The organism is Janthinobacterium sp. EB271-G4-7A (genome assembly GCF_020858075.1).
Lineage (GTDB): Bacteria > Pseudomonadota > Gammaproteobacteria > Burkholderiales > Burkholderiaceae_D > Janthinobacterium > Janthinobacterium lividum.
In genome coordinates this window covers 2,016,435-2,041,017 of sequence record NZ_JACYMI010000001.1, presented here as the reverse complement: position 1 = coordinate 2,041,017, position 24,583 = coordinate 2,016,435, and the positions used below count along the sequence as shown (strand labels likewise).

Genomic DNA, 24,583 nt, shown 5'->3' with positions numbered 1-24,583 from the left:
GTCGTTGTTAAGTCGATGTATCAGTCATAGTGCGCGCTCGCTTCGATCAGCTCGATGCGGTAGCCGTCGGGGTCCTGCACGAAGGCGATGACATTGCTGCCGTGTTTCATCGGCCCCGCCTCGCGCGTGACCGTGCCGCCATGCGCGCGCACCCTGGCGCAGACGCTGGCCGCATCGTCGACCGCCAGGGCCAGGTAGCCGTAGGCGTCGCCGTGGGTGTAGGCTTGCCGGTCCCAGTTATGCGTCAGTTCGATGGCGGCATGCGCCGGCGCTTCGCCATAGGCGACAATGGCGCGCGTAAAGCGCGCATCCGGATAATCGTGGCGCCGCTGCAGGGTCATGCCCAGGGCGTCGCGGTAAAAATGCAGCGCGGCGTCGAGGTCGGCGACGCGCAGCATGCAATGAAGTATGCGCATGGTGTGATGGCTCGGATCAGGTTTGGACAAGGACTTCAGGCTACGCGCTGCTGTGGCAAGACAGCTTCCATGGCCGGTTCGTCCGGCACCGGCAGGTAGCGGGCGCCGGCCTGGTAGCGCTGGACGAACTGGCCGAAGTCGCCGCTGTCGGCGCGTTCCACGCGCTCCTGCTCGGCCAGCGAGGCATCGGCCTGCGCCGTGAAGCGCGCCAGCGCCGCAGGCGCCAGGGGACGGCCGCGAAAATGCGCCGCGTGCGCCGCGCTCTGGCGCAGGGCGAACGCGTCGAAACTGCCTTGCTCGGCGCGGATCGCCGCCAGCACGCGCGCCGAAGGCGTCAGCGTCACGTCCGCCAGCTTGGCGCGCTGCGCCGCCAGCGCCGTGGCGCAATCGTCGCCGCCGCGCGCCTGGTCCAGCAGCGCGGCCATGGGGGCAATGCGATCGAGCAGCTCGCCAGCCCAGGCCTGCAGGCTGAGCTGTTCGCCGTGGCGCTCCAGCAGCAGTCCCGGACGGCGCCCTTCCTTGACGGTGCGGGCGAAATTCTCGGTGTTCTCGCGGCTTTCCGCATGGCCGGTGAGCGGGCTGTCCTGCAGCGCGCAAAACAGCAGAAAGGCGTCGAGGAAGTGGCAGGCTGGCGCGCCGATGCCCAGCGGCTCGAACGGGTCGACATCGAGGCAGCGCACCTCCACATACTGCACGCCGCGCTGGGCCAGCGCATGCAAGGGGCGCTCGCCGCTGTGCGCCACGCGCTTGGGGCGGATCGCCGAGTAGTACTCGTTCTCGATCTGCAGGCGGTTGGTATTGATCTGCACCCACTGCCCCTCGCGCCGCGTGCCCAGCTCGACATACGGCAGGTACGGATGGTTCATCGCCGCCGCCAGGCTGGTGATATAGCTGTCGAGCGTGTTGTAGTCGGGGGTCAGGCCGGCCTGGGCATCGTTCTGGTAGCCCATGTCGCTCATGCGCAGGCTGGTGGCGTACGGCAGGTACAAGGTATCGGCCGACAGCTGCTCCAGCGGGAAGTCGCCGCGCCCCGGGAAATGCGCCGACAGGGCTGGCGCGGCGCCGAACAGATACATCAGCAGCCAGCCATAGCGGCGGAAGTTACGGATCAGCCCGACATAGCTTTCCGACTGAAACTGCATCGCCGTGCGGCCATCGCCCTCGTCCGCGCGCAGGCGCTCCCACAATGCGGGCGGCAGCGAGTAGTTGTAGTGGATGCCGGCGATGCACTGCATGCTTTTGCCATAGCGCAGCGCCAGGCCGCGCCGGTAGACATGCTTGAGCATGCCGATGTGCGAGTTGCCGTACCAGGCGATCGGGATGTCGGGGTCGGCGGGCAGGCGGCACGGCATCGAGTGGCTCCACAGCATTTCGTCGCCCAGTCCGCTGAAGACGAAACGGTGCAAGGCGTCGTAACCGTCCAGCATGGCGGCCGTATCCTGCTCGGGCGGCGTGATCAGCTCGATCAGCGCCTCCGCATAGTCGGTCGTGATGGTGGGATGGGTCAGGGCCGCGCCCAGCGCCAGCGGATGCGCCGTGGCGGCCAGGTGGCCGCGGCCGTCCACGCGCAGCGCTTCGCGCTCGATGCCTCGCAATCCCTGGGCCAGCAGCGCATGTCCGTCCGCGCCTGCCAGCAGCGCCATGCGGCGCGTCAATAATGAACTCATAGCTGTGCTGCCTTTACAAAAAAACATCGTTCGGCTTTCCATCTCGACGCCGACGATAAGCCCCAAGCCCCGCACCACACAACTCGCAAATCCTGAGTGCGGGGATCAGAAACACTGATGCCAGGGGCCAGGCACCCGGATTTCCGAGGCCTGCGCCCGGCACCGGCGTTCGCATCAGTGTTATTGAGTGCTGCACTCAGCATTTGCGAATTGCGCCGTCCCGCGCGGCCCCTTATCTTGATAAACGAATATCAATAGACGGAAAAGTTTGGTTGCGCCGGCATCGCAGCGCCGGCGCCCCCCCTCTTCCGTATCCGGCGCGCCGACACGGCAGCGTGCTCAAGACACATGCATGCGTGCATGCGGCATGCAAGCCAACAAGGAAGCCGACAAGGCGATGGGAGAACACAGGTGGAAGTGATGGACAAGATGGTCGCGGACGACCCGGGCGTTGTACGCCTGAGCACTTATGCGCTGGAGGACAACTTGCTGGCACGCGGCGGCAGCGTCTTCCTGACCGGCACCCAGGCACTGGTGCGCCTGCCGCTGATGCAGCGCTGGCTCGACCGCGAGCGGGGCCTGAACACGGCCGGCTTCATCAGCGGCTACCGGGGCTCGCCGCTGGGCGGATACGACCAGGCGCTGTGGCGCGCGCGCGGCGTGCTGGAAGCGCAGCAGATCCGTTTCCTGCCCGCCATTAACGAAGAGCTGGCAGCCACCGCCGTGCTGGGCAGCCAGCAGGTCGAGACCGATCCCCAGCGCACGGCCGACGGCGTGTTCGCTCTCTGGTACGGCAAGGGACCGGGCGTTGACCGGGCCGGCGATGCGCTCAAGCATGGCAATGTGTACGGTTCCTCGCCGCACGGCGGCGTGCTGGTGGTGGCCGGCGACGACCACGGCTGCGTCTCGTCATCGATGCCGCACCAGAGCGATTTCGCCATGCAGGCGTGGAGCATGCCCATCGTCAATCCGGCCAGCATCGCCGAATACCTGGAATTTGGCCTGTACGGCTGGGCGCTGTCGCGCTTTTCCGGCATGTGGGTGGGCTTCAAGGCCATTTCCGAAACGGTGGAAAGCGGCGCCACGGTCGACCTGGACGGCCTGTGCACGCGCTTCGAGCAGCCGGCCGAATACACCGTGCCTGCCAGCGGCCTGCATTACCGCTGGCCCGACCTGCCCGGCCTGCCCATCGAGACGCGCCACGCGCACAAGCTGGCCGCCGTGCACGCGTTCGCGCGCGCCAACAGCATCGACCGCCTGCTGTGTCCCAGCCCGCAAGCCGATATCGGCATCGTCACCTGCGGCAAGGCGCATCTCGACGTGCTCGAAGTGCTGCGGCGCCTGGGCCTCAGTCTCGATGCGCTGGAACGCGCCGGCGTGCGCCTGTACAAGGTGGGCCTGAGTTTTCCGCTGGAAGCCGAACGCCTGGCGCAATTCAAGGCGGGCTTGCGGGAAATCCTCGTCATCGAGGAAAAGGGGCCGCTGGTGGAGCAGCAGATCCGCACCCTGTTCTACAACTTGCCGGACAGCGCCCGCCCGCTGGTGCTGGGCAAGCTCGATGCCGGCGGCGCTCCGCTGCTGCCGGCGCAGGGCGAACTGCGCCCGTCGCGCATCGCCGGCGTGCTGGCGGCCTGGCTGGCGCGGCACAAGCCGGCGCTCGACCGCCGCGCCCTGCTGCCCGGCTTCGCGCCCGCCGCGCTGCTGGCCAATGCGGCCGACGGCGTGCGGCGCCAGCCTTATTTTTGTTCCGGCTGCCCGCACAACAGCTCGACCAAGGTGCCGCAGGGTTCGCGCGCGCAGGCCGGCATCGGCTGCCATTTCATGGCCTCGTGGATGGAGCGCGATACCACCGGGCTGATACAGATGGGCGGCGAAGGCGTCGACTGGGTGGCGCACTCGATGTTCAGCACCACTCCGCACGTGTTCCAGAACCTGGGCGACGGCACGTATTTCCACTCGGGCTTCCTGGCCATCCGCCAGGCCATCGCCGGGCGCGCCAATATCACCTACAAGATTTTATACAACGACGCCGTGGCCATGACGGGCGGCCAGCCCATCGACGGCAGCCTGACGGTCGACGCCATCGCCTGGCAAGTGCATGCCGAGGGCGCCAAGGCGATTGCCGTGGTCAGCGACGCGCCGGAAAAATACGCGGGCTTGCACGGCCGCTTCCCGCCGCCCGCCACCTTCCACGGACGCGAAGAGCTCGACCAGGTGCAGCGCCGCCTGCGCGAGGTGAAGGGCGTCACCGTGCTGATTTACGACCAGACTTGCGCGGCCGAGCTGCGCCGGCGCCGCAAGAAAAAGGAGTTGCCCGATCCGCCGCGCCGCATGGTCATCAACAGCGCCGTGTGCGAGGGATGCGGCGATTGCGGTGTCCAGTCGAACTGCCTGTCCATCGTGCCCCTGGAAACGGGCTACGGCCGCAAGCGCGCCATCGACCAGTCGTCCTGCAACAAGGATTATTCCTGCGCCAACGGCTTTTGCCCCAGCTTCGTCTCCGTGCGCGGCGGCGCCTTGCGCAAGGCAGCCGACGCCGCCATCGATCCGCAAGCCCTGCGCCGCGCCGCGGCCGCCCTGCCCCTGCCCGCGCCGCATGCCTGGCACGGCCCGTTCAACCTGCTGGTGACGGGGGTGGGCGGCACGGGCGTGGTGACGGTGGGCGCGCTCGTTTCCATGGCCGCACACCTGGAGGGCAAGCAAGCCTCGGTGCTCGACTTCATGGGCTTTGCGCAAAAGGGCGGCGCCGTGCTGTCCTTCGTGCGCCTGGCCCTGGCCGGCCAGGATCTGCACCAGGCGCGCATCGACATCGGCCAGACCGATGCGATGCTGGCCTGCGACATGGTGGTCGGCGCCAGCGCCGACGCGCTGCAGACCCTGCGCCACGGCCACACGCGCGTGGTCGCCAACACGCATCAGTTCCCCACCGCCGCCATGGTGCGCGATCCGGATGCGCCGCAGCATGCGGGCGCCCTGATGGACAAGCTGCGCCACGCCGTCGGCGTGGAACACATCGCCGAATGCAACGGCCAGGTGCTGGCGCGCCAGCTGATGGGCGACACCATCATGGCCAATATACTGCTGATGGGCTTTGCGTGGCAGCGCGGCCTGATCCCCGTCGGCCTGGCGGCGCTGGAACGGGCCATCGAATTGAATGGCGTGGCCGTCGACGCCAACAAGGCGGCCTTTGCCGCCGGCCGCCTGGCCGCCTGCGGTGCGCCCCTGCTGCAAGGCGTGGCCGCGGGTCCGCTGGCGGAAGACGCCAGCCTGGGCGCGCTGGTGGAACAGCGCAGCGCCATGCTGGCGCGCTACCAGAACGCGGCGCTGGCGGAACGCTTCCAGGCGTTCGTCGCGCGCGTGCGCGAGCGCGAAAGCGCCGTCTTCGGCGCCGATGCGCCGCCCGTGCTGACCCTGGCCGTGGCGCGCGGCTACAGCAAGCTGCTGGCCTACAAGGATGAATACGAGGTGGCGCGGCTGTTCTCGGACGGCCAGTTCCAGCGCGAGCTGCAGCAGCAGTTCGAGGGCGACGTGACGCTCACCTTCCATATGGCGCCGCCGCTGCTGGGCAAGCGCAAGCGCGCCTTCGGCCCCTGGATGGGCAGGCTGCTGGCGCTGCTGGCCAGGGCCAGGGGGCTGCGCGGCACGCGGTTCGACGTGTTTGGCTACAGCGCCGAACGGCGCCGCGAGCGCCAGCTGATCACCGACTACACGGCACGCCTCGACGCCCTGCTGCCGCGCCTGAGCGCCGGGAACCTCGATTCCATCGTGGCGCTGGCCGAACTGCCGCAGGCCATCCGCGGCTACGGCCACGTGAAACTGGCCAGCATCGATGCCGCCGAACTGCGCGCGCAGGCGCTGCTGGCCAGGCTGGAGCAGCCGGCCGCTCCCGCTGTCCCCGCCGCGCCACACGCCCAGCAGCCTTTCCGCACCATCGCCATCCGGCGCTACCAGTAAACATGTTTTCCATTGACCACCACACGGCGCGGCGCCTTGCCGCGCCGGCGCGCCCAGGAGCCCAGCCTTGAAGTCCTTGTCCCTCGCCCTTCCCCTGCCCGTTGCGCGCCTGCGCGCGCTGGCCGCCATCGCCGCGCTGACGCTTGCCAGCGGCTTGGCGGCCGCGCTCTACCTGCCGGCCTCCATGGCCGGCGTGGTGGCGCTGCTGGTCTTTTGCATCAGCATGTGGGCCACGGCCCTGGTGCCCGAATACTGGCCGGCCCTGGCCTTCTTCCTGGTGGCGATGCTGTGCAATATGGCGCCCGCGCAAACCGTGTTCTCCGGCCTGCAGTCGACCACCTTCTGGCTGCTGTTCAGCGGCGCCGTGATGGGGGCGGCCATCGGCCACACGGGCCTGGGCAAGCGCGCGGCGGCCATCCTGTCGCGCATGCTGGGGCGGCGCTACGCGGGCGTCATCGCCGGCATCGTGCTGTTCAGCGTGGCGCTGGCCTTCGTCATGCCTTCAGGCATGGGCCGCGTGGTGCTGCTCATTCCCATCACCATGGCAGTGGCCGAGCATATCGGCTATGGCGCGGGCCATAACGGCCGCACGGGCATGCTGATGGCGGCCAGCTTTTCCAGCTTCCTGCCGACCTTCGCCATCCTGCCGTCGAACGCGCCGAACATGATCCTGTCCGGCATGGCGGACAATCTATATGGCGTACAGATCGCGTATGTCGACTACCTGCTGCTGCATTTTCCCGTGCTGGGCATCCTCAAGTCCGTCCTGCTGGTGCTGCTGATCCTGTGGATGTTTCCCGCCGCCGATCCCGTGCGCGCGGCCGCGCCGGCGCAGCGGCAAGGTCCCATGTCGGCGCAGGAGACGGGACTGGCCGTGGTGCTGGGAGGCTGCCTGGCCCTGTGGATGACGGACGGCCTGCATCATGTGTCGCCGGCCTGGGTCGGCCTGGCCGCCGCCCTGGTCTGCCTGTGGCCGGCCGCCGACCTGACGTCGAAAAAATGCCTGAACCAGGAAATCAACTACGGCTCGCTGCTGTTCGTGGCCGGCGTGATGGGCCTGGGCGCGGTGATTTCGGAAAGCGGCCTGGGCGAAACCGTGGTGCACGGCCTGAGCCGGCATGCGCGCTTTGCCACCGACACGCCGCTGTGGAACGCCGCCGTGCTGACGGTGATCTCGACGGTGGTGTCGCTGGTGACCAACCTGGCGGGCGTGCCGGCGACGATGACGCCGCTGGCGCAGGACCTGGCGGCCGTCACGGGCCTGCCGCTGATGACGGTGCTGATGACGCAAGTGCTGGCATTTTCCAATGTCTGCCTGCCCTACCAGGCGCCGCCCCTGATTTTCGCCATGCAGGTGGCCAGCCTGCCGGTGGCGGCCGTCACCCGCCTGTGCCTGAGCCTGTTCATCCTCAGCCTGCTGATACTCACGCCGCTGGACTTCGTCTGGTGGCACGTGGTCGGCCTGCTGTAGCGCACTGGCGCACGCAGGAACTTTCTCACGAAAAGTAACAATTTACGCCATTTCAAGGGCTGACGCGCATCGCGGCGGTGACAGGGAGAAGGGAAAAGTCACAAATAATTACCCATCTTGCAGGCATTGTTAATGCGGTTTTCTTAATGAAATCACATATAATGCATAGTTGAAAAACAAATAAGAATATCTGAAATTTCACCCATCTTTTAACTTAATGGACCCGCCCCTCATGGAAATCCATCACCTGAAAACCTTCGCCACGGTGGCGCGCGAGGGCAGCATTACGCGCGCATCCGAACGGCTCTTCCTGAGCCAGCCCGCAGTCAGTGCCCATGTCAAGGCGATGGAGGATTATCTCGGCCTGACCCTGTTTGAACGCACGGCGCGCGGCATGAGCCTGACCAGCAGCGGCCAGCGCATCCTGGCCAAGGCCGAACGCACGCTCAACATCCATCGCGAGCTGCTCGACGAAGCCAACCACATCAAGGGCCGCCTGGCCGGCAAGCTGCGCATCGGCGTCGGCGGCCAGTCCAACAACGAAGCCATTGGCCGGCTGGTGCGGCGCTTTTCCGAGCACCATCCGGAAGTCGAGGTCTCGCTGGAGCACGGCAGTTCCACCGGCACCCTGAACGGCATCCGCAGCGGTACGCTCGACGCGGGTTTCTACAATGAGGCGCGCTCGCCCGACGATGACCTGATGACGATCGAAGTGGCGTGCTTCCCCGTCTACGTGGCGGCGCCTGCCGGCATGCTCGACACCACCCAGCCGCTCGACTGGAACGCGCTGGCCGAGCTGCCGTGGATCTTCGCGCCATCGAGCCTGTGCTGCGGCGGGGCCGCCGAGCACCTGTTCAAGACGCGCAATTTCCGTCCGCGCCGCATCATCAGCATCGACCGCGAAAGCGTCACCCGCTCGATGCTGGCCGAGCGCCTCGGCGTCGGCCTGCTGCATGGCGACACGGCGCTGGAAGCGCAGCGTCTCGGTGAAATCGACATCCTGTGCGTGGCACAGTCGTCCGTGCGCAATCTGTTCGCGCACCTGGCCTCACGCGCCAGAGAGCCGATGTTCGAGGCGATCAATGATGCGCTGAGCGAATCGGGCATATTGGCGGCCTGAACCGCCAATATGCCCTGCGAGTGCCACAGCCAGCCCGGGAAACCTAGCGAGCCAGGCGCTGCATCTGATTGAAGATATTTTTGCGGTGCATTTCTTCGGTGCCGCCCACGCTGGCGAAAGCCAGGGCGTTTTTCATCAGCTCGGCCACGCGGCCGTTGTGATAGCCAAGACTGCCGTACAGCTTGACGAGGCTGGTAGCGCTGTTGATCAGGTCTTCGGATCCCACCAGCTTGGCGATGGAACAGCTCATCAACCCTTCCCGCTGGCCTGCCAGCAATTGCGACAGCGCGCCAAACGCCAGCCATCGCGAACGTTCCATGCCGATGCGGATATCGACCAGGCGCCGCTGCACGTACTGGTGGTTGTCGATGCTGCTATTGAAGCTGCTGCGGCTGGCCGCGTAGCGCATCGCCTCGTCCAGATAGGGCGCGATCAGGTTGGCCGCCGCCAGGCCGTAATACAGGCGTCCCAGCGAAATGGTGTCGATCAGCGTGGCCAGGCCGCGACCGGGTGCGCCCAGCAGCTGCGACGGGCGCACGGCCACATCCTCGAAATGCAGGGCGCCGGTGGGCAGGTTGCGGTTGCCCAGCTTGTCGTCCACCAGGCCGGCGCGCAGGCCGGGCGTGCCGCGGTCGACCAGCGCCAGCGCGATATTGTGCTCTTCCTTGTCCGCCAGGCGGCAGACGATCAGGGCGAAATCCATGATGGGCGCGTGCGCGATATTGTACTTGCCGCCATTGAGCACGTAGCCGTCGGCCGTGGCGCGCAAGGTGCTCTGGATGCTGCGCACGTCCGTGCCCGTGCCCGGCTCGGCAATACCGGTGGCGCTGACGTCGCCGCGCAGAATGGCGCCGAAATAGCGGTCGCGCTGCCCTTCCGTGCCGTGCCGCTCCAGGCCCCGCACCATGCCGGCCTGGGCGATGACCGACAGCAGCAGCTCCGGCGCGCCGATGGTGGACGACAGGCCGTCGAGGGCGGCGGTAAAACTCCACCAGTCGCCCGTCGCGTGATCGCTGCCGGGCACGATCATGCGCCACAGACCGGCATCGCGCAGGCGCTGCCAGCCGTCAAAATCGAAACCTTCGGCGCGCGCGGCGGCGCCGGCGGCAATGTCGCTGCCGATGCCGGCGTAGCGCTGGCGTATCTCGCCCTGTTGCGGTGTAAACATCATGGTTAGCCTTGTTGGTCAATGAAAGAAAAAGGGCCGCGCAGGCGGCCCTGGCAGGTACGCCGGCCGTCAGTCCGACAGGACGACGGAGCGCCCGATGGCGCCGTGCAGGTCGAGGCAGCGCTCGAACCAGGTACTGACGGGATCGTCGGCCGGCAGCAAGGGATACGGCACGGTGATGCGCGCCCATTGCAGCACGCCGAACAGGATGTAGTCGGCAAACAGGGGCTGCGCGCCGCCCAGCCAGGGCTGCTTGGCCAGCACGCTGCGCAGCGGCGCGAATTTTTCCGGCAGGGCCGCCAGCTCGATGTGGCGGGTGGCCGAGGCCTCTTCCAGGGTCTTGCCGAAGCGTTTCTCGCGCGCCGCGCGGAAATACGCCTGGTCCGCCGGCGACATCAGCGCATGCATGTCCATGGCGGCGATGGCCGAGACGGGCGGATGGATGACCGTCTGGCTGAAGCTTTCGACGAAACGGGCCATGGCCTGGCCGCCCGGGCCGCCGAACAGGCTGGGCCGGTCCGGATAGGCGCGTTCCAGGTGCACGGCGATTTCAAAGCTGTCGCCCTCGATGTGGCCGTTGTCGTTCAGCACCGGCACGCTTTTATAGCTGCCGTCCTCGATGCCGGCGATTTCCGCGAAGGAGACGGGCCGCACCTCGGCCTGCAGTTCCTTGTGCTTGAGTGCCATGATGATCTTCCATACATGGGGCGAATAATGACGGCGCCGGTCGGCGGCGCACAGGCTGTACAGGATGATGGACATGCGGTTCTCTCTGGTTGTGAAGGTCAGGCCGCGGCGCCGGTCAGCGCCAGGCGCTGCACGCCGCTGGCGGGGAAGCGTTCGCGCAGCAGCGCCAGCACCTGCTCGGGACTCGGCAGCGAGTGATGGCCGTGCATGCGCTCGAGCAGCGGATCGAAATGGTCGCGCCAGACGGGGTCGATGATGATGTAGCCGTCCTCGCGCAGCTGCGCCAGGTTGCGCTGCACGGCCGGCTTGGCCAGCATCGGCCCGCCCATCACGGGAAACAGCAGCACGGGAAAGGTGGCGGCCAGGATCACGGTGGTCAGGCGGTTGCCGGAAAAGCCGTTTGCCACGGCCGCCAGCGTATTCGCGGTGGCGGGCAGCACCAGCAGCAGGTCGTGCTCGGCGGCCAGGCGGCCCGGCTTGTCGGTCGGCCAATCCTGCGGCCGCTCGCCGCTGATGACGCGGTCGACGTACAGCGCGATCGATTCCGGCTTGAGGAAGTTGGTGGCATTCGGCGTCATCAGCACGCTCAGCTCGCAATCGAGGTGGTCCTTGATGATGCGCAGGTAGTTCGGCAGCAGGGTCGAATCGAGCGATCCCGTGACGCCGATGAGGATGCGCGGCTTGTGTTTTTTGATGGGCGTTTCCATGGTGTTGTGTCCAGGTGGTGGCACGGCTGTGCCTGGTTAATGGGGTGCAGGCGGACGGCGGCGCTGGTGCGCGCGTACCGCCATGACCATGCGGTCGAGGATCTCGGCCAGCAGCGGCTGCGAGGTGGCGAAATTGAGGCGCGCGCAGTGCGCGGCGCGCGCGTCGAAGACTTCGCCCGGGCTGAGCGCCACGCGCGCATGCTGGAGGAAGAAATCCGCCGCCGGCTGGTCCAGTTCCAGCGCGCCGCAATCGAGCCACAGCAGATACGTCCCCTGCGGCACGTGGAAGCGGACGCCCGGCAACTCGCGGCGCAGGATCTGCGCCGCGTAGTCGCGCATGGCCAGCAGGTGCGCCAGCACGGCGTCGAGCCAGGGCTGCCCGTCGTTCCAGGCCGCCACGGTGGCGTCGATGCCCAGGTTGTTGACGGCGCCCGTCAGGCGCGCCGGCAGGCGCGCATGGAAGCGCTGCTGCAGCTGCGGCGTGCCGAAATGGGCGACGGCGCAGCGCAGTCCGGCGATATTGAAGCTCTTCGTGGCAGAGTTCAGGGTGACGGTGCGCGCGGCGGCCGCCTGCGACAAGGAGGCGAATGGCAGATGGCGCGCCCCCGGGTAGACCAGGTCGGCATGGATTTCGTCGGACACCACGATCAATGCATGGCGCTCGGCAAAGGCCAGCACGCTGTCCAGCTCCGCGCGGCTCAGCACGCGCCCCGTCGGATTGTGCGGATTGCACAGGATCAGCACGCGCGTGCGGGCATCGACGGCTTGTTCCAGGCTCTCCAGGTCGAGCTGGAAGCCGCCGGCACCCGTGCGCATTTCCAGCGCGACCAGGCGCCGGCCCGTGCCCTCGACCGCTTCGCGGAACGGCGCATAGTGCGGCACCTGCACGATCACGCCGTCGCCCGGGTCGGAAAACGCCATCACCGCGGCAAACGTCGCCTGCACCAGGTCGGGCAGGACCAGCACCTGGTCGGCCTCGGCCTGCCAGCCGTACAGGCGGCGCATGCGCGCGGCGAACGCGTGTGCCACGGCGCGGTCGGCCTTGCGTCCGTCACGCAGGGGATAAGTGAAATCGACGCGCTGCAGCACCTGCGCCAGCGCCGCCTGCACGGCGGGCGCGGTGCCCAGGTCCATGTCGGCCACGCAGGCGGCAAGCACGCCGGGCTGGTACTGGCGCCACTTGAAACTCTGGCGCGCCAGCAGCTGGTCCAGGGTCAGCGCCAGGCCGTCCTGCAGGGTAGCGAGCTGGCGGCTCATGCTTCGGTAAACACGCGGTTCAGGAAGCCGTTGAACCATGCCCGCAGCGCCTTGTCGTGCAGCACGCGCCCCTGCAGATGCTGTTCGCCCTGCTGCGCGTTCGGCAGGTGGAAGCGGTGCGCGCCCTTCACCGCCCAGCGGCGCTGCATGGCCAGGGTCAGCTCTGGATGGTACTGGATGCCCCAGGCTTTCTCGCCGTAGCGGAAGGCCTGGTTGCGGTAGGCGTCGCCCTCGGCCAACAGGATGGCGCCCTTGGGCAGCTCGAAACCCTCCATGTGGAAGTGGTACACCATGTCCGGCCACTTGGGCATGATGCGCTGGCCTTCGGCCGTCGGCTTCAGCGGATACCAGCCGATCTCCGTGACGTCGCCCTCGGCCGCCGTCACCTTGCAGCCGAGATTCTTGGCCAGCATCTGCGCGCCCAGGCAGATGCCCAGATACGGCCGGTTTTCCGCCAGCGGCACGGACAGCCACTCGATCTCGCGGCGGATGTGCGCGTCGCTGTCGTTCGCGCTCATCGGGCCGCCGAACGAGATCACGCCCGCGTGGCCATCGAGGGTGTCGGGCAGCGGGTCGCCGCACACGGGACGGCGGATATCGAGTTCAAAGCCCTTGTCGCGCAGCAGCTTGCCGGCGCGGCCCGGCGTCGACGCCTCCTGGCGCAGTATCGCCAGGATCGGCCGCTTGCGCCCGCGCCGGCCTTGCATCGTTTCACTCATGCTGCTCTCCTTGTATCTTGTTGCGCTGGATGTAGGACTCGACCAGGCTGGCATACGGCGGCACGAAGGTCACCAGGGTCTGCTGGCCCACCTTGATGGTGTCCTTGACGTCGAAATGCAGGTGGATCGGCAGCTTGTCGATCCAGTTGTTCGAAATCCTGCCGATGCGCGCGCCGCGCGCCACCGGCTGCAGTTCGCGCACGGCCAGGTCGCTGGTATTGAGGTGCACATAGCGGTACAAGGTGCCGGCGGCCGTCTGCAGGGTGACGCTGAAACGCGCGATCTGCACGATGACGCCATCGTCGGCCGCTACGGCCCAGTGAAAATTGGCGCGGCAGGTGGCCGGGCGCAAGTCTTGCCCCTGATGGCCGCCGGACAGGCAGAACGGCAGGTTGTCCTTGCGCAGCTCGCAAAAATTGTCGCGCCACGGATAGGCATAGTTGGCGTCGTCGCAGGAATCGCCTGCCTTGCCGCGCTGGCCGCCCACGCCGTAGAAATGCGAACTGGCGTAGGCCGCGCCCTTCTCGATGGGAAAGCGCATGTCCGGGTACAGCACGGCGGCGCTGGCCACGCCGCTGCCGCTGCCGGGCAGCAGTGCTCCGGGCGGCAGGAAACGGTCATCATTGCCGGCCAGTGCCGGCAGCGCCAGCGCACCGAGCACGCCAGCCAGTAGCAAAGTCTTCATCATGGTTTTTCTCCCGCCACGAGCAGCAGCGCACGCGCCGTGTCGGTCAGATATTGCGGATCGGTGCAGCGCTTGTCCTTGAGCGGCTCGTCGCAGCTCATGCGCAGCGTGTAGGCGGCGCCAAAGCGCGTGAAGCTGTAGTCGGCGCCGTCGCCTATCGATTCGAAGGCGCCGCCCGCATGTTCGAGCTTCAGGTCACCTGGTGCGACGAGGTGCGTGGCGCTGCCGAACAGCCCCAGCTTCGCGCCCGCCGGCGCATACAGGGCAGCATAGGCCGTGCCCTGGCCATGGAAACGCGGCGCGCCCCAGTCGCCTTCGGCCGGCAGCAGCAGTACCGGGATGTTGACCTGCGCCAGCCCGGCGGGCGCCGTGGCGCGCAGCGGCCGCAGCACCGCGTCGGCCTGCGCCGCGCCGGCACGCGCCAAGCTGGCCGCGGGCCAGTCGATCGGCGTCAGCACGCGCCGCACCGGTTCACCGGCGCTGGCGGCCAGCGGCGCCGCGGCGCCCGCGAGCAGGCCCAGCGCGCCAAGCGCTTGCAGGAATGCCAGGCGCGCCATCTTAGAGGCTGCCCTGGTAGGCCAGCACGGTCTGCTTGAACGACTCGGGCACGGGCTGCGTGGCCTGCTTTTCATAGTCGTACATGACGTGCACGGAAATGGCCTTGGCCATCACCACGCCCTGCTCGTCGCCGATGTGCATGATGTGCTCCATTTCAAAGCTCTTGCCGCCGAACTTGGAAACATGGCTGAGCACCAGCACCTTGTCGCCGTACTTGGCCTGGGCGATGTATTCGCACGCGGTTTTCACCATGATGTGCGGCAGCTTCTCGCTCTTCGGAATTTCCAGGATGCGGTGCATGTATTCGAGGTAGGCAGTCTGCATGTACTCGTAGTACACGGGGCTGCTGACGTGGCCCATCGAGTCGGTGTCGCGGTAACGGATGTCGAGATTGGTCTTGAAAGAGCGGCGCATCATTGTGTCCTCATGTGGCGGTTATATCCGGTCAGGCCGGCTTGGGTAGTGACATTTCGCCAATGATGCTAAGACCGATAGCGGGTACCTCACAAGACGCAATATCTGAGGGCGGACGTCCAAATATCTGAGGAGCCGAATGGCGCCCGTTGCGCTACCATCGCTGCAGAAATATTCCAGCAACAAGGACCCGGCGCATGGCGCCACGGCTGCCGCGCGCACTGGCGCGGCCCACCGGTTTCCTCTACCCCACCCTATTGAATGAAAGGCGCATCGATGAAAATCGCGATCCTGGCTGACCGCCTCGAGCTGTTGAACATCAAGAAAGATTCGACCTACGCGATGATGCAGGAAGCGGCCGCGCGCGGCCACGCACTGCACGTGTTCGAACAGCAGCATCTGCACTGCGAGGGCGGCGTGGTCAGCGCCCATGCCGCGCGCGTGCAGCTGGTCGACGACGCCGGCACGTGGTTCCACCGGGAGGCGGCGACGACGCTGCCGCTGGCGCAGTTCGACGCCGTCCTGGTACGCAAGGATCCGCCTTTCGACATGGAATACCTGTACAGCACCTACCTGCTGGAAATGGCGCAGCGCCAGGGAGCGCGCGTCTTCAACCGGCCATCGGCCGTGCGCAACCACAACGAAAAACTGGCGATCCTGGAATTTGCGCCGTTCTGCGCGCCGACCCTGGTCAGCCGCGAGCCGTCGCGCCTGCGCGCCTTCCACGCCGAGCACGGCGACGTGATCTTCAAGCCGCTCGACGGCATGGGCGGCGCCGGCATCTTCCGCGTACGCGAGGACGGCATGAACCTGGGCGCCACGGTGGAAATGCTGACGCGCGACGGCGCCGTCACCATCATGGCGCAACGCTACATTCCCGCCATCAGCGAGGGCGACAAGCGCATCTTGCTCATCGGCGGCAAGCCGGTGCCGCATGCGCTGGCGCGCATACCGCAGGCGGGCGAGGTGCGCGGCAACCTGGCTGCCGGCGGGCGCGGCGAAGCGCGCGTGCTGACGGCGCGCGACCGCGAGATCGCCGATACCCTGGCGCCGGTGCTGGCGGCGCGCGGCCTGCTGCTGGTCGGGCTGGACGTGATCGGCGCGCATCTCACCGAAGTCAATGTCACCAGTCCTACCTGCTTCCGCGAAATCATGCAGCAGACGGGTTTCGACGTGGCAGGCATGTTCATCGATGCGCTGGAAACGGCGGCATCGCTCACGCACACGAACGAGGAACAATCATGAGCAAGGTAAGCACACTGCAAAGCTGGATAGGCGGACGCTGGATGGGCAGCGAAGCGGGCCTGTCGCTGCACAGCGCCATCGACAATTCGCTGATCTATCACACGCATGCCGAGTCGGTCGACGCGCAGCAGGCGCTCGACTATGCGCGCCGCACCGGCGTGCCAGCGCTGATGGCCCTCGACTTCCAGCAGCGGGCAGCCTGCCTGCGGGCGCTGGCATCGCACATCCAGCAGCATCGCGAGGAGCTGTACACGATCGCCTACCTGAGCGGCGCCACGCGCGCCGACAGCAAGCAGGATATCTGCGCCGGCATCGGCGTGCTCAATTCCTACGCCGGCATCGCCGCCAGCGGCCTGCCTTCGGGCAATGTGCTGCACGAAGCGCCCGCCATGTCGCTGTGCCGGCGCGGCGGCGCGGCCGGCACGCACATCATGGTGCCGCGCGGCGGCGTGGCCCTGCACATCAACCCGTTCAACCTGCCCGTCTGGTCGCTGCTGGAAAAATTCGCCGCCAGCTTCCTGGCCGCCATGCCCTGCATCGTCAAGCCCGCCACCTGTACCAGCTACCTGGCCGAAGCGCTGGTGCGCCTGATCGACGCGTCCGGCGTGCTGCCGAAAGGCGCGCTGCAGCTGGCCATCGGCCCGGCCGATGCCTTGCTGGCCCGCCTGCAGGACAACGATGCCGTCAGCTTCACCGGTTCGGACGCCACCGCCACGACCTTGCGCAACCACCCCAACCTGCTGGCGCGTTCGGTCCAGGTCAGCCTGGGCGCGGCGTCGCTCAATTGCGCCATCCTGGGACCGGACGTGCGCAGCGGCGAGCCGGAATTCGAGCTGCTGGTCGACGCCATCGTGCGTTCGATGACGGTCAAGGCGGGCCAGGACGGCGCCGCCATCCGCCGCGTGATGGTGCCGCACGGGCAGATCGAAGCGCTGACGGCGCGCCTGCGCGAACGCCTGGCGGCGGTGGTGATCGGCGACCCGGCCCAGGCAGGCGTGCAAATGGGACCGCTGGCATCGCAGGAGCAGCGCAGCGAACTTGGCGCCCGCGTGCGCGCCCTGGCCGAGGAAAGCGACATCGTCTGCGGCCAGGCGGACGGCTACGCGCCTTCCGGCGCAGGCGTGCGCGATGGCGCCTTTGCCGCACCCACACTGCTGCTGTGCCGCGGCGGCGCGCGCAGCGACGCCGTGCATGAAATCGAGGCCTTCGGCCCCGTCTGCGCCCTGATGCCGTATGCGGACGTGGAGGAAGCGCTGGCGCTGGCCGCACGCGGCAGGGGCAGCCTGGCCAGCACCCTGGCCACGCGCGATCCGAAGCTGGCCGCGTATGCGGTGCCGCGCCTGGCCGCCTCGCACGGGCGCGTGCTGGTGCTGGAACGCGAAGTGGCGGCGGCGGGGACGGACGTGCTGGCGTCGGCGCACCTGAAGTACGGCGGCCCTGGCCGCGCCGGCTGCGGCGAGCAGCTGGGCGGCCTGCGCGCCATCTCGCAATACCTGCAACGCTCGGCGCTGCAAGGCTCGCCCACCATGCTGACGGCCGTGACGGGCGAATACGTGCGCGGCGCCGCCGTGCGCGAAAGCGTGCAGCATCCGTTCCGCAAGCATTTCGACGAGCTGGAAGTGGGCGAATCGCTGCTGACGCACCGGCGCACCGTCTGCGAAGCGGATATCGTGGCCTTCGGCGGCATCTCGGGCGATTATTTCTACATGCATTTCGACGAGATCGCCGCGCGCGATTCTCAGTTCGGCCGGCGCATCGCGCACGGCTATTTCGTGCTGGCGGCGGCAGCCGGCCTGTTCGTCTCCCCGGCGCCAGGTCCCGTGCTGGCCAACTACGGGCTCGACGACCTGCGCTTCGTCGCGCCGGTCGGCATCGGCGACACCATCCGCGCGCGCCTGACGTGCAAGCGCAAGGTCGACCGCCAGCGGCGCGACGACAAGGGTGTCGGCCAGGGCGTGGTGTCGTGGGACGTGCAGGTCACCAACCAGAACGATGAACTGGTGGCCAGCTACGACATCCTGACCCTGGTCGCCAAGCGCGCAGGGCTGTGAGCGGCGGCCCTCAGTTTTCCTGATGGCGCCGATCAAGAAATACAAATAGCCAACGTTGCCCCCGTCTTTCAGAATGGCGGCTGACGAGATGAAGCCAACCGGGTATTTCAGGGACCGGAAGCGGTGCGGCGCGCCGCTTCCAGTCCCGGGACAGCGCTGCTGTAGCAGATTCGACTGACGCTGCGCAGGCCAGCACCTGCGCCCTCCCTTCCCGTAGCTTCCCTTCTGACAAAGACGACCTTCCCATGCGACATGCCGTTCCCCTTTTCCTGCTTGGCGCCAGTGCGCTGCCCATCGCCCCCTTCTCTTTCGCCCAGCAAATGTCCGACACGCGCGCTGAACAGGCCGCGCCGCTGGCGACCCTGCCCGAAGTCAAGCTGATCGACCAGTCCGGGCCGGACGCGCCCCTGCCGGGCATCACGCGCATTTCCCGCGAGACCCTGCAGCGCCAGCAAGCCATGGACATGGCCGACGTCTTCGCCAGCGAAGCTGCCGTCAGCGTGGGCGGCGGCGCCAGCAATGCGCAGCGCATCTACCTGCGCGGCGTCGACGGCGCCAACCTGAACATCAGCATCGACGGCGCGCGCCAGGGCCGCAGCCTGCACCAGCACCGGGGCGACCTGGGCGGCATCGATCCCGACCTGCTGAAACAGGTCGATATCCAGCCCGGCCCCAGCGCCGACGCGGGGCCGGGCGCGCTGGGCGGCAGCATCCGCTTTGACACCGTCGATGCGCAGGACTTGCTGGCGCCTGGCAAACGCGCCGGCGCCAGCGTGCGCGCGGCGTACGCCAGCGCCGACGAAGCGCGGCGCGGCGCCGTCAGCGTGTATGGCATGCTGGGCGAGACGCTGGAAAACAAGCTGGGCTTGCTGGCCCATGTCAGCGCCGTCAACCGCGACAACTACCGCATCGGCGGCGGTGGCGACGTGCCCAATTCGGCCGGGCATGACCGCGACTACCTGCTCAAATTGAGCTTGCTGGACCTGGCCGAGCATAGCCTGCGCCTGGGCGCGGCGCGCAACCGCAATGCGGGGCTCTACCTGTTCAGCCGGGTCGGCAGCGACAACGGCTATGCGCCCGCGAACGCCGTGCCCACCTACCAGCGCAGCGAACGCCATACCTATACCCTGGAACACCGCTACCAGCCGGCCGGCAATGCGCTGCTGGACTGGAAATTCAATCTGTACCTGAACGAGAACGAGCTGGAAGACGTCAGCCAGGCGCGCAGCGCGAGGACGACGGAACGGGGCGGCAGCGTGCGCAATACGGCAAACCTGGGCTTGGCCGGCACGCAGCACCGCCTGACGGCCGGCGCCGACTTCATGGACGAGGAAGGCATCACCAACGGCGTGCTGGGCGCCGCCATCCTGGGGCCGGGCCGCAAATCCACGCAGGCGCGCAATCTGGGCCTGTTCGTGCAGGAGCGCATGCGCTGGCAAGCCCTGCAGCTGTCGCTGGGCTTGCGCCATGACCGCTACGATACCGCCTTCGGACCGCGTACCGTCAAGGGCGGCAGGACATCGCCGAACATCGGCGCCGAGCTGGAGCTGGGCCGCGGCGTGGGCGCCTTTGCCAGCTATGGCGAAGCCGTGCGCGCCAGCGGCATCGTCCCCATCGGTTTCCTCACCAGCCTGGACAAAAAGAGCAATTTCAACAACGGCAAGCCCTTCAAGCCGGAAACCTCGACCACGCGCGAAGCGGGCCTGAAGTACGAGGGCGCCAATGCGCTGCTGGACGGCGACAGCCTGACCGTACGCCTCGGCTACTTCGACACACGCATTGCCAACCTGATCGAATGGGCCGGCCAGGGCGTCGTGTATCCCGCGTATATCCGCAACATGCCCGAGACCCTGCGCTCGAAGGGCTGGGAATGGAAGGCGCGCTGGCAGCGGGGCGGCTACGGCACGTCCGTCGGCGTGGTGCTGGCCGATACCACGGTGGGCGGCAAGCCCTTGAACCCGGCGCGCCGCGTGGGCACGGCGCTGGGCGACCGGCTCACGTGGGACAGCCACTGGCAGATGCTGCCCGGCCTCACGGCCGGCTATACCCTGAACGCCGTGCGGCGCCTGGACGACGTGCCGAAAGCGGCAGTACAGCGGGCCGGCTACGTGCTGCACGACATCCAGCTGCAATGGCAGCCGGCCGCGCTGCGCGCGCTGAGCCTGGCGCTGGCCGTGCGCAACCTGGGCGACAAGCGCTACACGAGCCACAGTTCGCTCGACGGCGGTGTCGGCAATATCCTGCCGGAGCCGGGACGCGACGTGCGCGTGAGCGCCAGTTACCACTTTTAAGCGATTCCACCATCCCACTCACCCATCCGTAAAGAGAAGAGAACCATGACCTATACCACCCAAGCGGGCGCGCGCTGCGGCCTGTACCTCGTCAGCGCCGGCATCGGCGACCCTGACAGCATTACCGTGAAGGCGCAGAAAACCCTGCGCGGCGTCGATATCGTGTTCGGCATCCCGCGCCTGCTGGAAGCGTTTGCCGACCTGCTTGACGGCAAGGAACTGCACAAGGCGGGCCACGGCCTGTTCAGCCCCCTGGCGCGGCGCGACACGCCGGAAGAGGAAGTCGACGCCATGGAAAAACAGACGCGCGACATCATCCACGCGGCGGCGGCGGCCGGCAAGACCGTCGCAGTGCTCGACTATGGCGACGCCATGATCTTCGGGCCGCAATCGGGCTATCTGAGCGAGTTCAGCGAACTGAATCCCATCGTCATCCCTGGCATCTCCTGCTTCAATGCGGCCAATGCGGCGCTGGCCCGCGATGTCACCGGAGGCAAGCACAGCCGTTCCGTGATCCTCGCCGCCTCGGCCGACACGCGCGACGACTACACGGGCAGCGACACCCTGGACAAGCTGGCCGCCACGGGTTCCACCCTGGTCTTCTTTACCATGCGCGCCGACCTGCCCTCGCTGGTCGAACGCCTGGCGCGCCACCTGCCCGGCAACACGCCGCTCGCCATCGTCGCCCACGCGGGCGCCGACGCAAAACAGGCCGTGCTGCGCGCGACGCTGGGCACGGTGCTGGCCCGCACGGAGAACGAAAAGCCGCCGTTCGAACACCTGGTGTATGTAGGCGATTTCCTGGGCTAGGCCAGGCGCATCCAGAGCGCCGGCGCGGCGCCCTCCGTGCCGTCCTGCGGCCCGGGCAACGCCGCGCAGCGGCCATCTTCCAGCCGCACGATGCGGTCCGCCACGTGGCGGGCGACAGGCAGATTGTGCGTGATGAGCAGCAGGGCCAGGCCGCGCGCCTCCTGCACGTCGAGCAGCAGCCGCAGCACCTTCGCCTGCACCGAGGCATCCAGCGCGGCGGTCGGTTCATCGGCCACCAGCACGGCCGGATCGGCGATCAGCGCCCGCGCGATGGCCAGGCGCTGCAATTCCCCGCCGCTCAAGCTGCGCGCCTGGCGCTTCAGGAAGGCTTCTGTGGCCGGCAGGCGCACGTCGGCCAGCGCCCGCAGCGCCGCCGCGCGGATCGCGTCCACGCTGACGCGATCCGCGATGGCGAGCGGCTCGGCCACCGCCTCGAATACGCTGAAGTGGCTGGCCACCGAGGCGCCCGCATGCTGCGGCACGTAGGCGATGCCCGCCGCCGCGCCCCCCTCTTCGCGCTCCGGCGTGGTCACTGTGCCCGTATCGGCCTGCTGCAGGCCGACGAGGATGCGCGCCAAAGTCGACTTGCCCGCGCCGGACGCGCCCACGATAACCACCGTTTCGCCCGACTGCACGTCCAGGTCGACGCCCGCCAGTACGGCTTGTCCGCCCAGGCGCTTGTGCACGCCGCGCGCGGACAGCACGGTGACGATGCCGCCGCGCAGGCAGGCTACGCCCGTGGCATCGAGCGCCGGCGCCTCCTCGCCGCAGCGGGCGATGCGCTGGCTGCAGCGGCTGGCGAAGGCGCAGCCGCGCGCGCCCTCTTCATGGGTGCCGGCGATGCCCTGCAAGTCCTTGCCGTTCTCGCGCGGCCAGGCGCGCAGCAGGCCGCGCGTGTAGGGATGGCGCGGCGCCGCCAGCACCGCTGCGGCCGGCCCCGTTTCCACGGCGCTGCCGCCGTACAGCACCAGCACATCGCCATCGAGCGCGCGCGCCAGCTCCAGGTCGTGCGTCACCACCACCAGCTGGCGCTGCGCCGCTTCGGCGCGCAGGCGCCCGAGCACCAGCGCGCTGGCGGCGGGATCGAGCGCGGATGTCGGCTCGTCCAGCACCAGCAGTGCCGGCTCAGGCGCCAGCGCCGCCGCCAGCAGGACGCGCTGCAGCTGGCCGCCGCTGCATTGGGCCGGATAGCGCCGGTGCAGGTTTTCGGCCAGGCCCAGCGAAACCAGCAGGGCACCGGCCGCCAGTTCGGCTGGCCCGCGCCGCATGCCCAGATGCCGCCGCAAAGGCGCCGCCACCTGCGCCAGCAAAGTGTGCTGGGGATTGAGGGCGTCGTGCACGTCTTGCGGCACCAGGCCAGCCTGGCGGCCGCGCCAGCGCCGCAGCGCCGCTTCGTCCGCATCCACCAGTTGCATGCCGCCGGCGCGCAAGCTGCCGCTGCCGCGCCCCGGCGCCATGCCGAGCAAGGCCCGCGCCAGCGTGCTCTTGCCGGCGCCCGATTCGCCGATGATCACCAGCGGCACGCCGGGGCGCGCCTGAAAATGCAGCTGGCGCAGCAACTGGCGGCCATCCGCCTCGATGCAGAAAGCGGCCGCCGCTAGCATCGCGCGCGCTCGTCAAGGCCCTGGCCCAGCAGCGCCAGCGCGATCAGCAGCATGGCCAGGCACAGCCAGGCCGCCAGTATCCAGGCGCGCGCGTCCGGGTGGGCAAGATAGGGCATGGTTTCATTGAGCATGCCGCCCCAGGTCGGGGTACGCGGATCGGCCAGCCCGAGGAAGGCCAGGCCCGCGTAGTGAAACACGGCGCGGCGCACCAGGGCCACGGCTTGCACGGCCAGCAATCCCGCCATGGCCGGCCACACATGGCGGCGCAGCAGGTAGATGCCCGACGCCGCCGCCAGGCGTGCCGCGTCCAGGCTCTCCTGGCGCCACACCTGGCGCAGGCGCAGGCGCAGCGCGCGAAATTCGACATCCCAGCCGAATGCCGCCAGCATCGCCACCAGGGCCGCCACGCCCGGCTGCATGGCCGAGGCGATGACGATGAAAACCAGAGTCGATGGCAAGGCGCTGAACAGGTCGGCCAGCCGCAGCACCAGCGTATCGGCCGCCGGCCAGGCCAGCCCGCACAGCGCCAGCAGCACGGCCAGCGCGATGCTGGCGGCGCTCACGGCCACGCCGATGCCCAGGGTCGGCAGCGCGGCGACGGCCAGGCGGCGCAGCACGTCGCGGCCCAGGTCATCGGTGCCCAGCCAGTGCAGGGCGCCGGGCGGCGCCAGCACGGCATCCATGGCGCCGCCGGACGCAGGCTGCAGCCAGCTGGCGCCGGCCAGCATCAGGGCCAGCACCAGCAGCAGCCCGGTCCCCGCGCGCACGGACGCGTTCATGGCGCGCGCTGCGCGCGCCGTGCCAGGCGGGCGGCCAGTGCATCAGCCAGCAAGTTCATGGCGAACAGCAGCAGCCCCGTCGCCAGCAGGGCGCCACGCACCAGCGGGTAGTCGTGCTTGACGATGGCGTCCGTCAGCACCAGGTTGATGCCAGGATAGGCAAAGACGGTTTCCGCGTACACGGCGCCCGACACCAGGCGCGCGGCCACGCCACCCAGGCGCGACAGCACGACGGCAAGCACGTTGGGCGCCAGGTGGCGGTAGCGCAAGGCGAACGGCCCCACGCCCTGCGCGCGGGCCAGGTCCATGAAGGTACGCTGCCGTACGCTGACGGCCGTGGCGCGCGCGCTGAGGAATACGCCGGCGGCCGCTGGCAGCGCCATGGCGCACACGGGCAGCACCAGGTGCTGCGCGCGCTCCAGCCATGCGGCCGCCCCCGTCTGCATGGAAAACGGCGCCATGGCGCCATTGCTGGGAAGCCATTGCAAACCATAGGCGAACAGCATGACCAGGCCCATCGCCAGGGCGAAAGGCGGGATGCTGTCGAGTGCCAGGGTGGCGGCCGTCAGCACGCGGTCCGGCGCCCTGCCCTGCGCGAACGCGGCCTCGATGCCCAGCACCACGCCCAGCAGCAGGGACAGCACCAGCGCGCACGCCACCAGCAGCATGGTCCAAGGCAGGTGCTGCGCCAATAAGTCCTTCACCGGCATGCCGTGGCGGATGGAATAGCCGAAATCGAGCCGCAGCAGCTGCGCCAGGTGTTCCAGGTACAGCTGCCACAGGGGCTGGCCGCCGCCCAGGCCATGGCGCGCCAGCAGGGCACCGCGTTCGGCCGCATCGAGTTCGATCAGCGCATCCTGCCCCAGGATGGCCGTGACGGGGTCGCCAGGCATGAGCAGCGGCAGCGCGAAGTCGAGGCTGACGAGCGCCAGCAAGGCCAGCGCATAGCCCGCGGCGCGCCGGCCCGGGAACGTAGAAGC

The 24,583-nt window shown here is 68.3% G+C and carries 20 protein-coding genes; 7 read left to right on the top strand and 13 right to left on the bottom strand.

What is annotated here, in order from left to right:
* Positions 1-20 precede the first annotated feature (20 nt).
* A complete protein-coding gene (gene gloA, locus IGS58_RS09270) occupies positions 21-416 on the bottom strand; it encodes a lactoylglutathione lyase (RefSeq protein ID WP_034783936.1) in 396 nt (131 codons plus the stop codon).
* A gap of 35 nt (positions 417-451) precedes the next feature.
* The gene (gene gshA, locus IGS58_RS09265) at positions 452-2,083 is read right to left on the bottom strand and encodes a glutamate--cysteine ligase (protein WP_230521164.1); all 1,632 of its coding nucleotides are present in this window, start codon (positions 2,081-2,083) and stop codon (positions 452-454) included.
* A gap of 429 nt (positions 2,084-2,512) precedes the next feature.
* Here gshA and IGS58_RS09260 point away from each other — a divergent pair, with 429 nt between their 5' ends.
* From IGS58_RS09260 to IGS58_RS09250, 3 genes are all read left to right on the top strand, one after another.
* Entirely contained in the window at positions 2,513-6,037 is a 3,525-nt protein-coding gene (locus IGS58_RS09260; RefSeq protein WP_230522218.1) for an indolepyruvate ferredoxin oxidoreductase family protein, read from the top strand.
* Between the two features lie 67 nt (positions 6,038-6,104).
* Positions 6,105-7,508, top strand: coding sequence for an SLC13 family permease (locus IGS58_RS09255; protein ID WP_230521163.1), 1,404 nt, complete (start codon positions 6,105-6,107; stop codon positions 7,506-7,508).
* Positions 7,509-7,740: 232 nt separating this feature from the next.
* The gene (locus IGS58_RS09250; protein ID WP_034783934.1) at positions 7,741-8,628 is read left to right on the top strand and encodes a LysR family transcriptional regulator; all 888 of its coding nucleotides are present in this window, start codon (positions 7,741-7,743) and stop codon (positions 8,626-8,628) included.
* Positions 8,629-8,671: 43 nt separating this feature from the next.
* On the opposite strand, the gene IGS58_RS09245 is transcribed toward IGS58_RS09250, so the two are convergent.
* The 8 genes from IGS58_RS09245 to IGS58_RS09210 all read right to left on the bottom strand — a co-directional run bounded on the left by IGS58_RS09245 (position 8,672) and on the right by IGS58_RS09210 (position 14,826).
* Positions 8,672-9,799 carry an acyl-CoA dehydrogenase family protein gene (locus tag IGS58_RS09245; protein WP_230521162.1) on the bottom strand — a complete coding sequence of 376 codons (1,128 nt, stop codon included), beginning with the start codon at positions 9,797-9,799 and terminating at the stop codon, positions 8,672-8,674.
* Positions 9,800-9,865: 66 nt separating this feature from the next.
* Positions 9,866-10,558, bottom strand: a complete 693-nt coding sequence (locus IGS58_RS09240; protein WP_034783932.1) for a glutathione S-transferase family protein — start codon at positions 10,556-10,558, stop codon at positions 9,866-9,868.
* A gap of 23 nt (positions 10,559-10,581) precedes the next feature.
* Positions 10,582-11,190 carry a flavoprotein gene (locus tag IGS58_RS09235; protein WP_034783931.1) on the bottom strand — a complete coding sequence of 203 codons (609 nt, stop codon included), beginning with the start codon at positions 11,188-11,190 and terminating at the stop codon, positions 10,582-10,584.
* Positions 11,191-11,226: 36 nt separating this feature from the next.
* On the bottom strand, positions 11,227-12,447 hold the full coding sequence (locus IGS58_RS09230; RefSeq protein WP_230521161.1) for a MalY/PatB family protein: 1,221 nt from the start codon (positions 12,445-12,447) through the stop codon (positions 11,227-11,229).
* Positions 12,444-13,166, bottom strand: a complete 723-nt coding sequence (locus IGS58_RS09225) for a glutamine amidotransferase (protein WP_034783929.1) — start codon at positions 13,164-13,166, stop codon at positions 12,444-12,446. Before IGS58_RS09225 ends, IGS58_RS09230 begins: the two co-directional genes overlap by 4 nt.
* A complete protein-coding gene (locus tag IGS58_RS09220) occupies positions 13,159-13,854 on the bottom strand; it encodes a peptidoglycan DD-metalloendopeptidase family protein (RefSeq protein WP_034783928.1) in 696 nt (231 codons plus the stop codon). Before IGS58_RS09220 ends, IGS58_RS09225 begins: the two co-directional genes overlap by 8 nt.
* The gene (locus tag IGS58_RS09215; RefSeq protein WP_099388187.1) at positions 13,851-14,408 is read right to left on the bottom strand and encodes a hypothetical protein; all 558 of its coding nucleotides are present in this window, start codon (positions 14,406-14,408) and stop codon (positions 13,851-13,853) included. The genes IGS58_RS09220 and IGS58_RS09215 overlap by 4 nt, the downstream gene beginning before the upstream one ends.
* 1 nt (position 14,409) lies before the next feature.
* A complete protein-coding gene (locus IGS58_RS09210; protein ID WP_034783925.1) occupies positions 14,410-14,826 on the bottom strand; it encodes an acyl-CoA thioesterase in 417 nt (138 codons plus the stop codon).
* A 273-nt stretch (positions 14,827-15,099) separates the two neighbouring features.
* Here IGS58_RS09210 and gshB point away from each other — a divergent pair, with 273 nt between their 5' ends.
* The 4 genes from gshB to IGS58_RS09190 all read left to right on the top strand — a co-directional run bounded on the left by gshB (position 15,100) and on the right by IGS58_RS09190 (position 21,220).
* Complete coding sequence (gene gshB, locus IGS58_RS09205) at positions 15,100-16,068, top strand: glutathione synthase (protein WP_230521160.1); 969 nt, start codon at positions 15,100-15,102, stop codon at positions 16,066-16,068.
* Positions 16,065-18,119, top strand: coding sequence for a phenylacetic acid degradation bifunctional protein PaaZ (paaZ, locus tag IGS58_RS09200; protein WP_034783922.1), 2,055 nt, complete (start codon positions 16,065-16,067; stop codon positions 18,117-18,119). The genes gshB and paaZ overlap by 4 nt, the downstream gene beginning before the upstream one ends.
* 245 nt (positions 18,120-18,364) lie before the next feature.
* Positions 18,365-20,410: a TonB-dependent receptor domain-containing protein gene (locus IGS58_RS09195; RefSeq protein WP_230521159.1), complete on the top strand. Its 2,046-nt coding sequence runs from the start codon at positions 18,365-18,367 to the stop codon at positions 20,408-20,410.
* Positions 20,411-20,455: 45 nt separating this feature from the next.
* On the top strand, positions 20,456-21,220 hold the full coding sequence (locus IGS58_RS09190) for an SAM-dependent methyltransferase (RefSeq protein ID WP_230521158.1): 765 nt from the start codon (positions 20,456-20,458) through the stop codon (positions 21,218-21,220).
* On the opposite strand, the gene IGS58_RS09185 is transcribed toward IGS58_RS09190, so the two are convergent.
* The 3 genes from IGS58_RS09185 to IGS58_RS09175 are packed head-to-tail and all read right to left on the bottom strand — an operon-like array spanning position 21,217 to position 24,538.
* On the bottom strand, positions 21,217-22,824 hold the full coding sequence (locus IGS58_RS09185; RefSeq protein WP_230521157.1) for an ABC transporter ATP-binding protein: 1,608 nt from the start codon (positions 22,822-22,824) through the stop codon (positions 21,217-21,219). The genes IGS58_RS09190 and IGS58_RS09185 overlap by 4 nt on opposite strands.
* The gene (locus IGS58_RS09180; protein WP_230521156.1) at positions 22,818-23,603 is read right to left on the bottom strand and encodes an ABC transporter permease; all 786 of its coding nucleotides are present in this window, start codon (positions 23,601-23,603) and stop codon (positions 22,818-22,820) included. Before IGS58_RS09180 ends, IGS58_RS09185 begins: the two co-directional genes overlap by 7 nt.
* The gene (locus IGS58_RS09175) at positions 23,600-24,538 is read right to left on the bottom strand and encodes an ABC transporter permease (RefSeq protein ID WP_230521155.1); all 939 of its coding nucleotides are present in this window, start codon (positions 24,536-24,538) and stop codon (positions 23,600-23,602) included. Before IGS58_RS09175 ends, IGS58_RS09180 begins: the two co-directional genes overlap by 4 nt.
* Positions 24,539-24,583 lie beyond the last annotated feature (45 nt).

What these genes read in the sequence shown, in the direction of transcription:
- gloA (WP_034783936.1), bottom strand. Translation starts at nt 416, where the DNA reads ATGCGCATACTTCATTGCATGCTGCGCGTCGCCGACCTCGACGCCGCG.
- gshA (WP_230521164.1), bottom strand. Translation starts at nt 2,083, where the DNA reads ATGAGTTCATTATTGACGCGCCGCATGGCGCTGCTGGCAGGCGCGGAC.
- IGS58_RS09260 (WP_230522218.1), top strand. Translation starts at nt 2,513, where the DNA reads ATGGTCGCGGACGACCCGGGCGTTGTACGCCTGAGCACTTATGCGCTG.
- IGS58_RS09250 (WP_034783934.1), top strand. Translation starts at nt 7,741, where the DNA reads ATGGAAATCCATCACCTGAAAACCTTCGCCACGGTGGCGCGCGAGGGC.
- IGS58_RS09245 (WP_230521162.1), bottom strand. Translation starts at nt 9,799, where the DNA reads ATGATGTTTACACCGCAACAGGGCGAGATACGCCAGCGCTACGCCGGC.
- IGS58_RS09240 (WP_034783932.1), bottom strand. Translation starts at nt 10,558, where the DNA reads ATGTCCATCATCCTGTACAGCCTGTGCGCCGCCGACCGGCGCCGTCAT.
- IGS58_RS09235 (WP_034783931.1), bottom strand. Translation starts at nt 11,190, where the DNA reads ATGGAAACGCCCATCAAAAAACACAAGCCGCGCATCCTCATCGGCGTC.
- IGS58_RS09230 (WP_230521161.1), bottom strand. Translation starts at nt 12,447, where the DNA reads ATGAGCCGCCAGCTCGCTACCCTGCAGGACGGCCTGGCGCTGACCCTG.
- IGS58_RS09225 (WP_034783929.1), bottom strand. Translation starts at nt 13,166, where the DNA reads ATGAGTGAAACGATGCAAGGCCGGCGCGGGCGCAAGCGGCCGATCCTG.
- IGS58_RS09220 (WP_034783928.1), bottom strand. Translation starts at nt 13,854, where the DNA reads ATGATGAAGACTTTGCTACTGGCTGGCGTGCTCGGTGCGCTGGCGCTG.
- IGS58_RS09215 (WP_099388187.1), bottom strand. Translation starts at nt 14,408, where the DNA reads ATGGCGCGCCTGGCATTCCTGCAAGCGCTTGGCGCGCTGGGCCTGCTC.
- IGS58_RS09210 (WP_034783925.1), bottom strand. Translation starts at nt 14,826, where the DNA reads ATGATGCGCCGCTCTTTCAAGACCAATCTCGACATCCGTTACCGCGAC.
- gshB (WP_230521160.1), top strand. Translation starts at nt 15,100, where the DNA reads ATGAAAATCGCGATCCTGGCTGACCGCCTCGAGCTGTTGAACATCAAG.
- paaZ (WP_034783922.1), top strand. Translation starts at nt 16,065, where the DNA reads ATGAGCAAGGTAAGCACACTGCAAAGCTGGATAGGCGGACGCTGGATG.
- IGS58_RS09195 (WP_230521159.1), top strand. Translation starts at nt 18,365, where the DNA reads ATGCGACATGCCGTTCCCCTTTTCCTGCTTGGCGCCAGTGCGCTGCCC.
- IGS58_RS09190 (WP_230521158.1), top strand. Translation starts at nt 20,456, where the DNA reads ATGACCTATACCACCCAAGCGGGCGCGCGCTGCGGCCTGTACCTCGTC.
- IGS58_RS09185 (WP_230521157.1), bottom strand. Translation starts at nt 22,824, where the DNA reads ATGCTAGCGGCGGCCGCTTTCTGCATCGAGGCGGATGGCCGCCAGTTG.
- IGS58_RS09180 (WP_230521156.1), bottom strand. Translation starts at nt 23,603, where the DNA reads ATGAACGCGTCCGTGCGCGCGGGGACCGGGCTGCTGCTGGTGCTGGCC.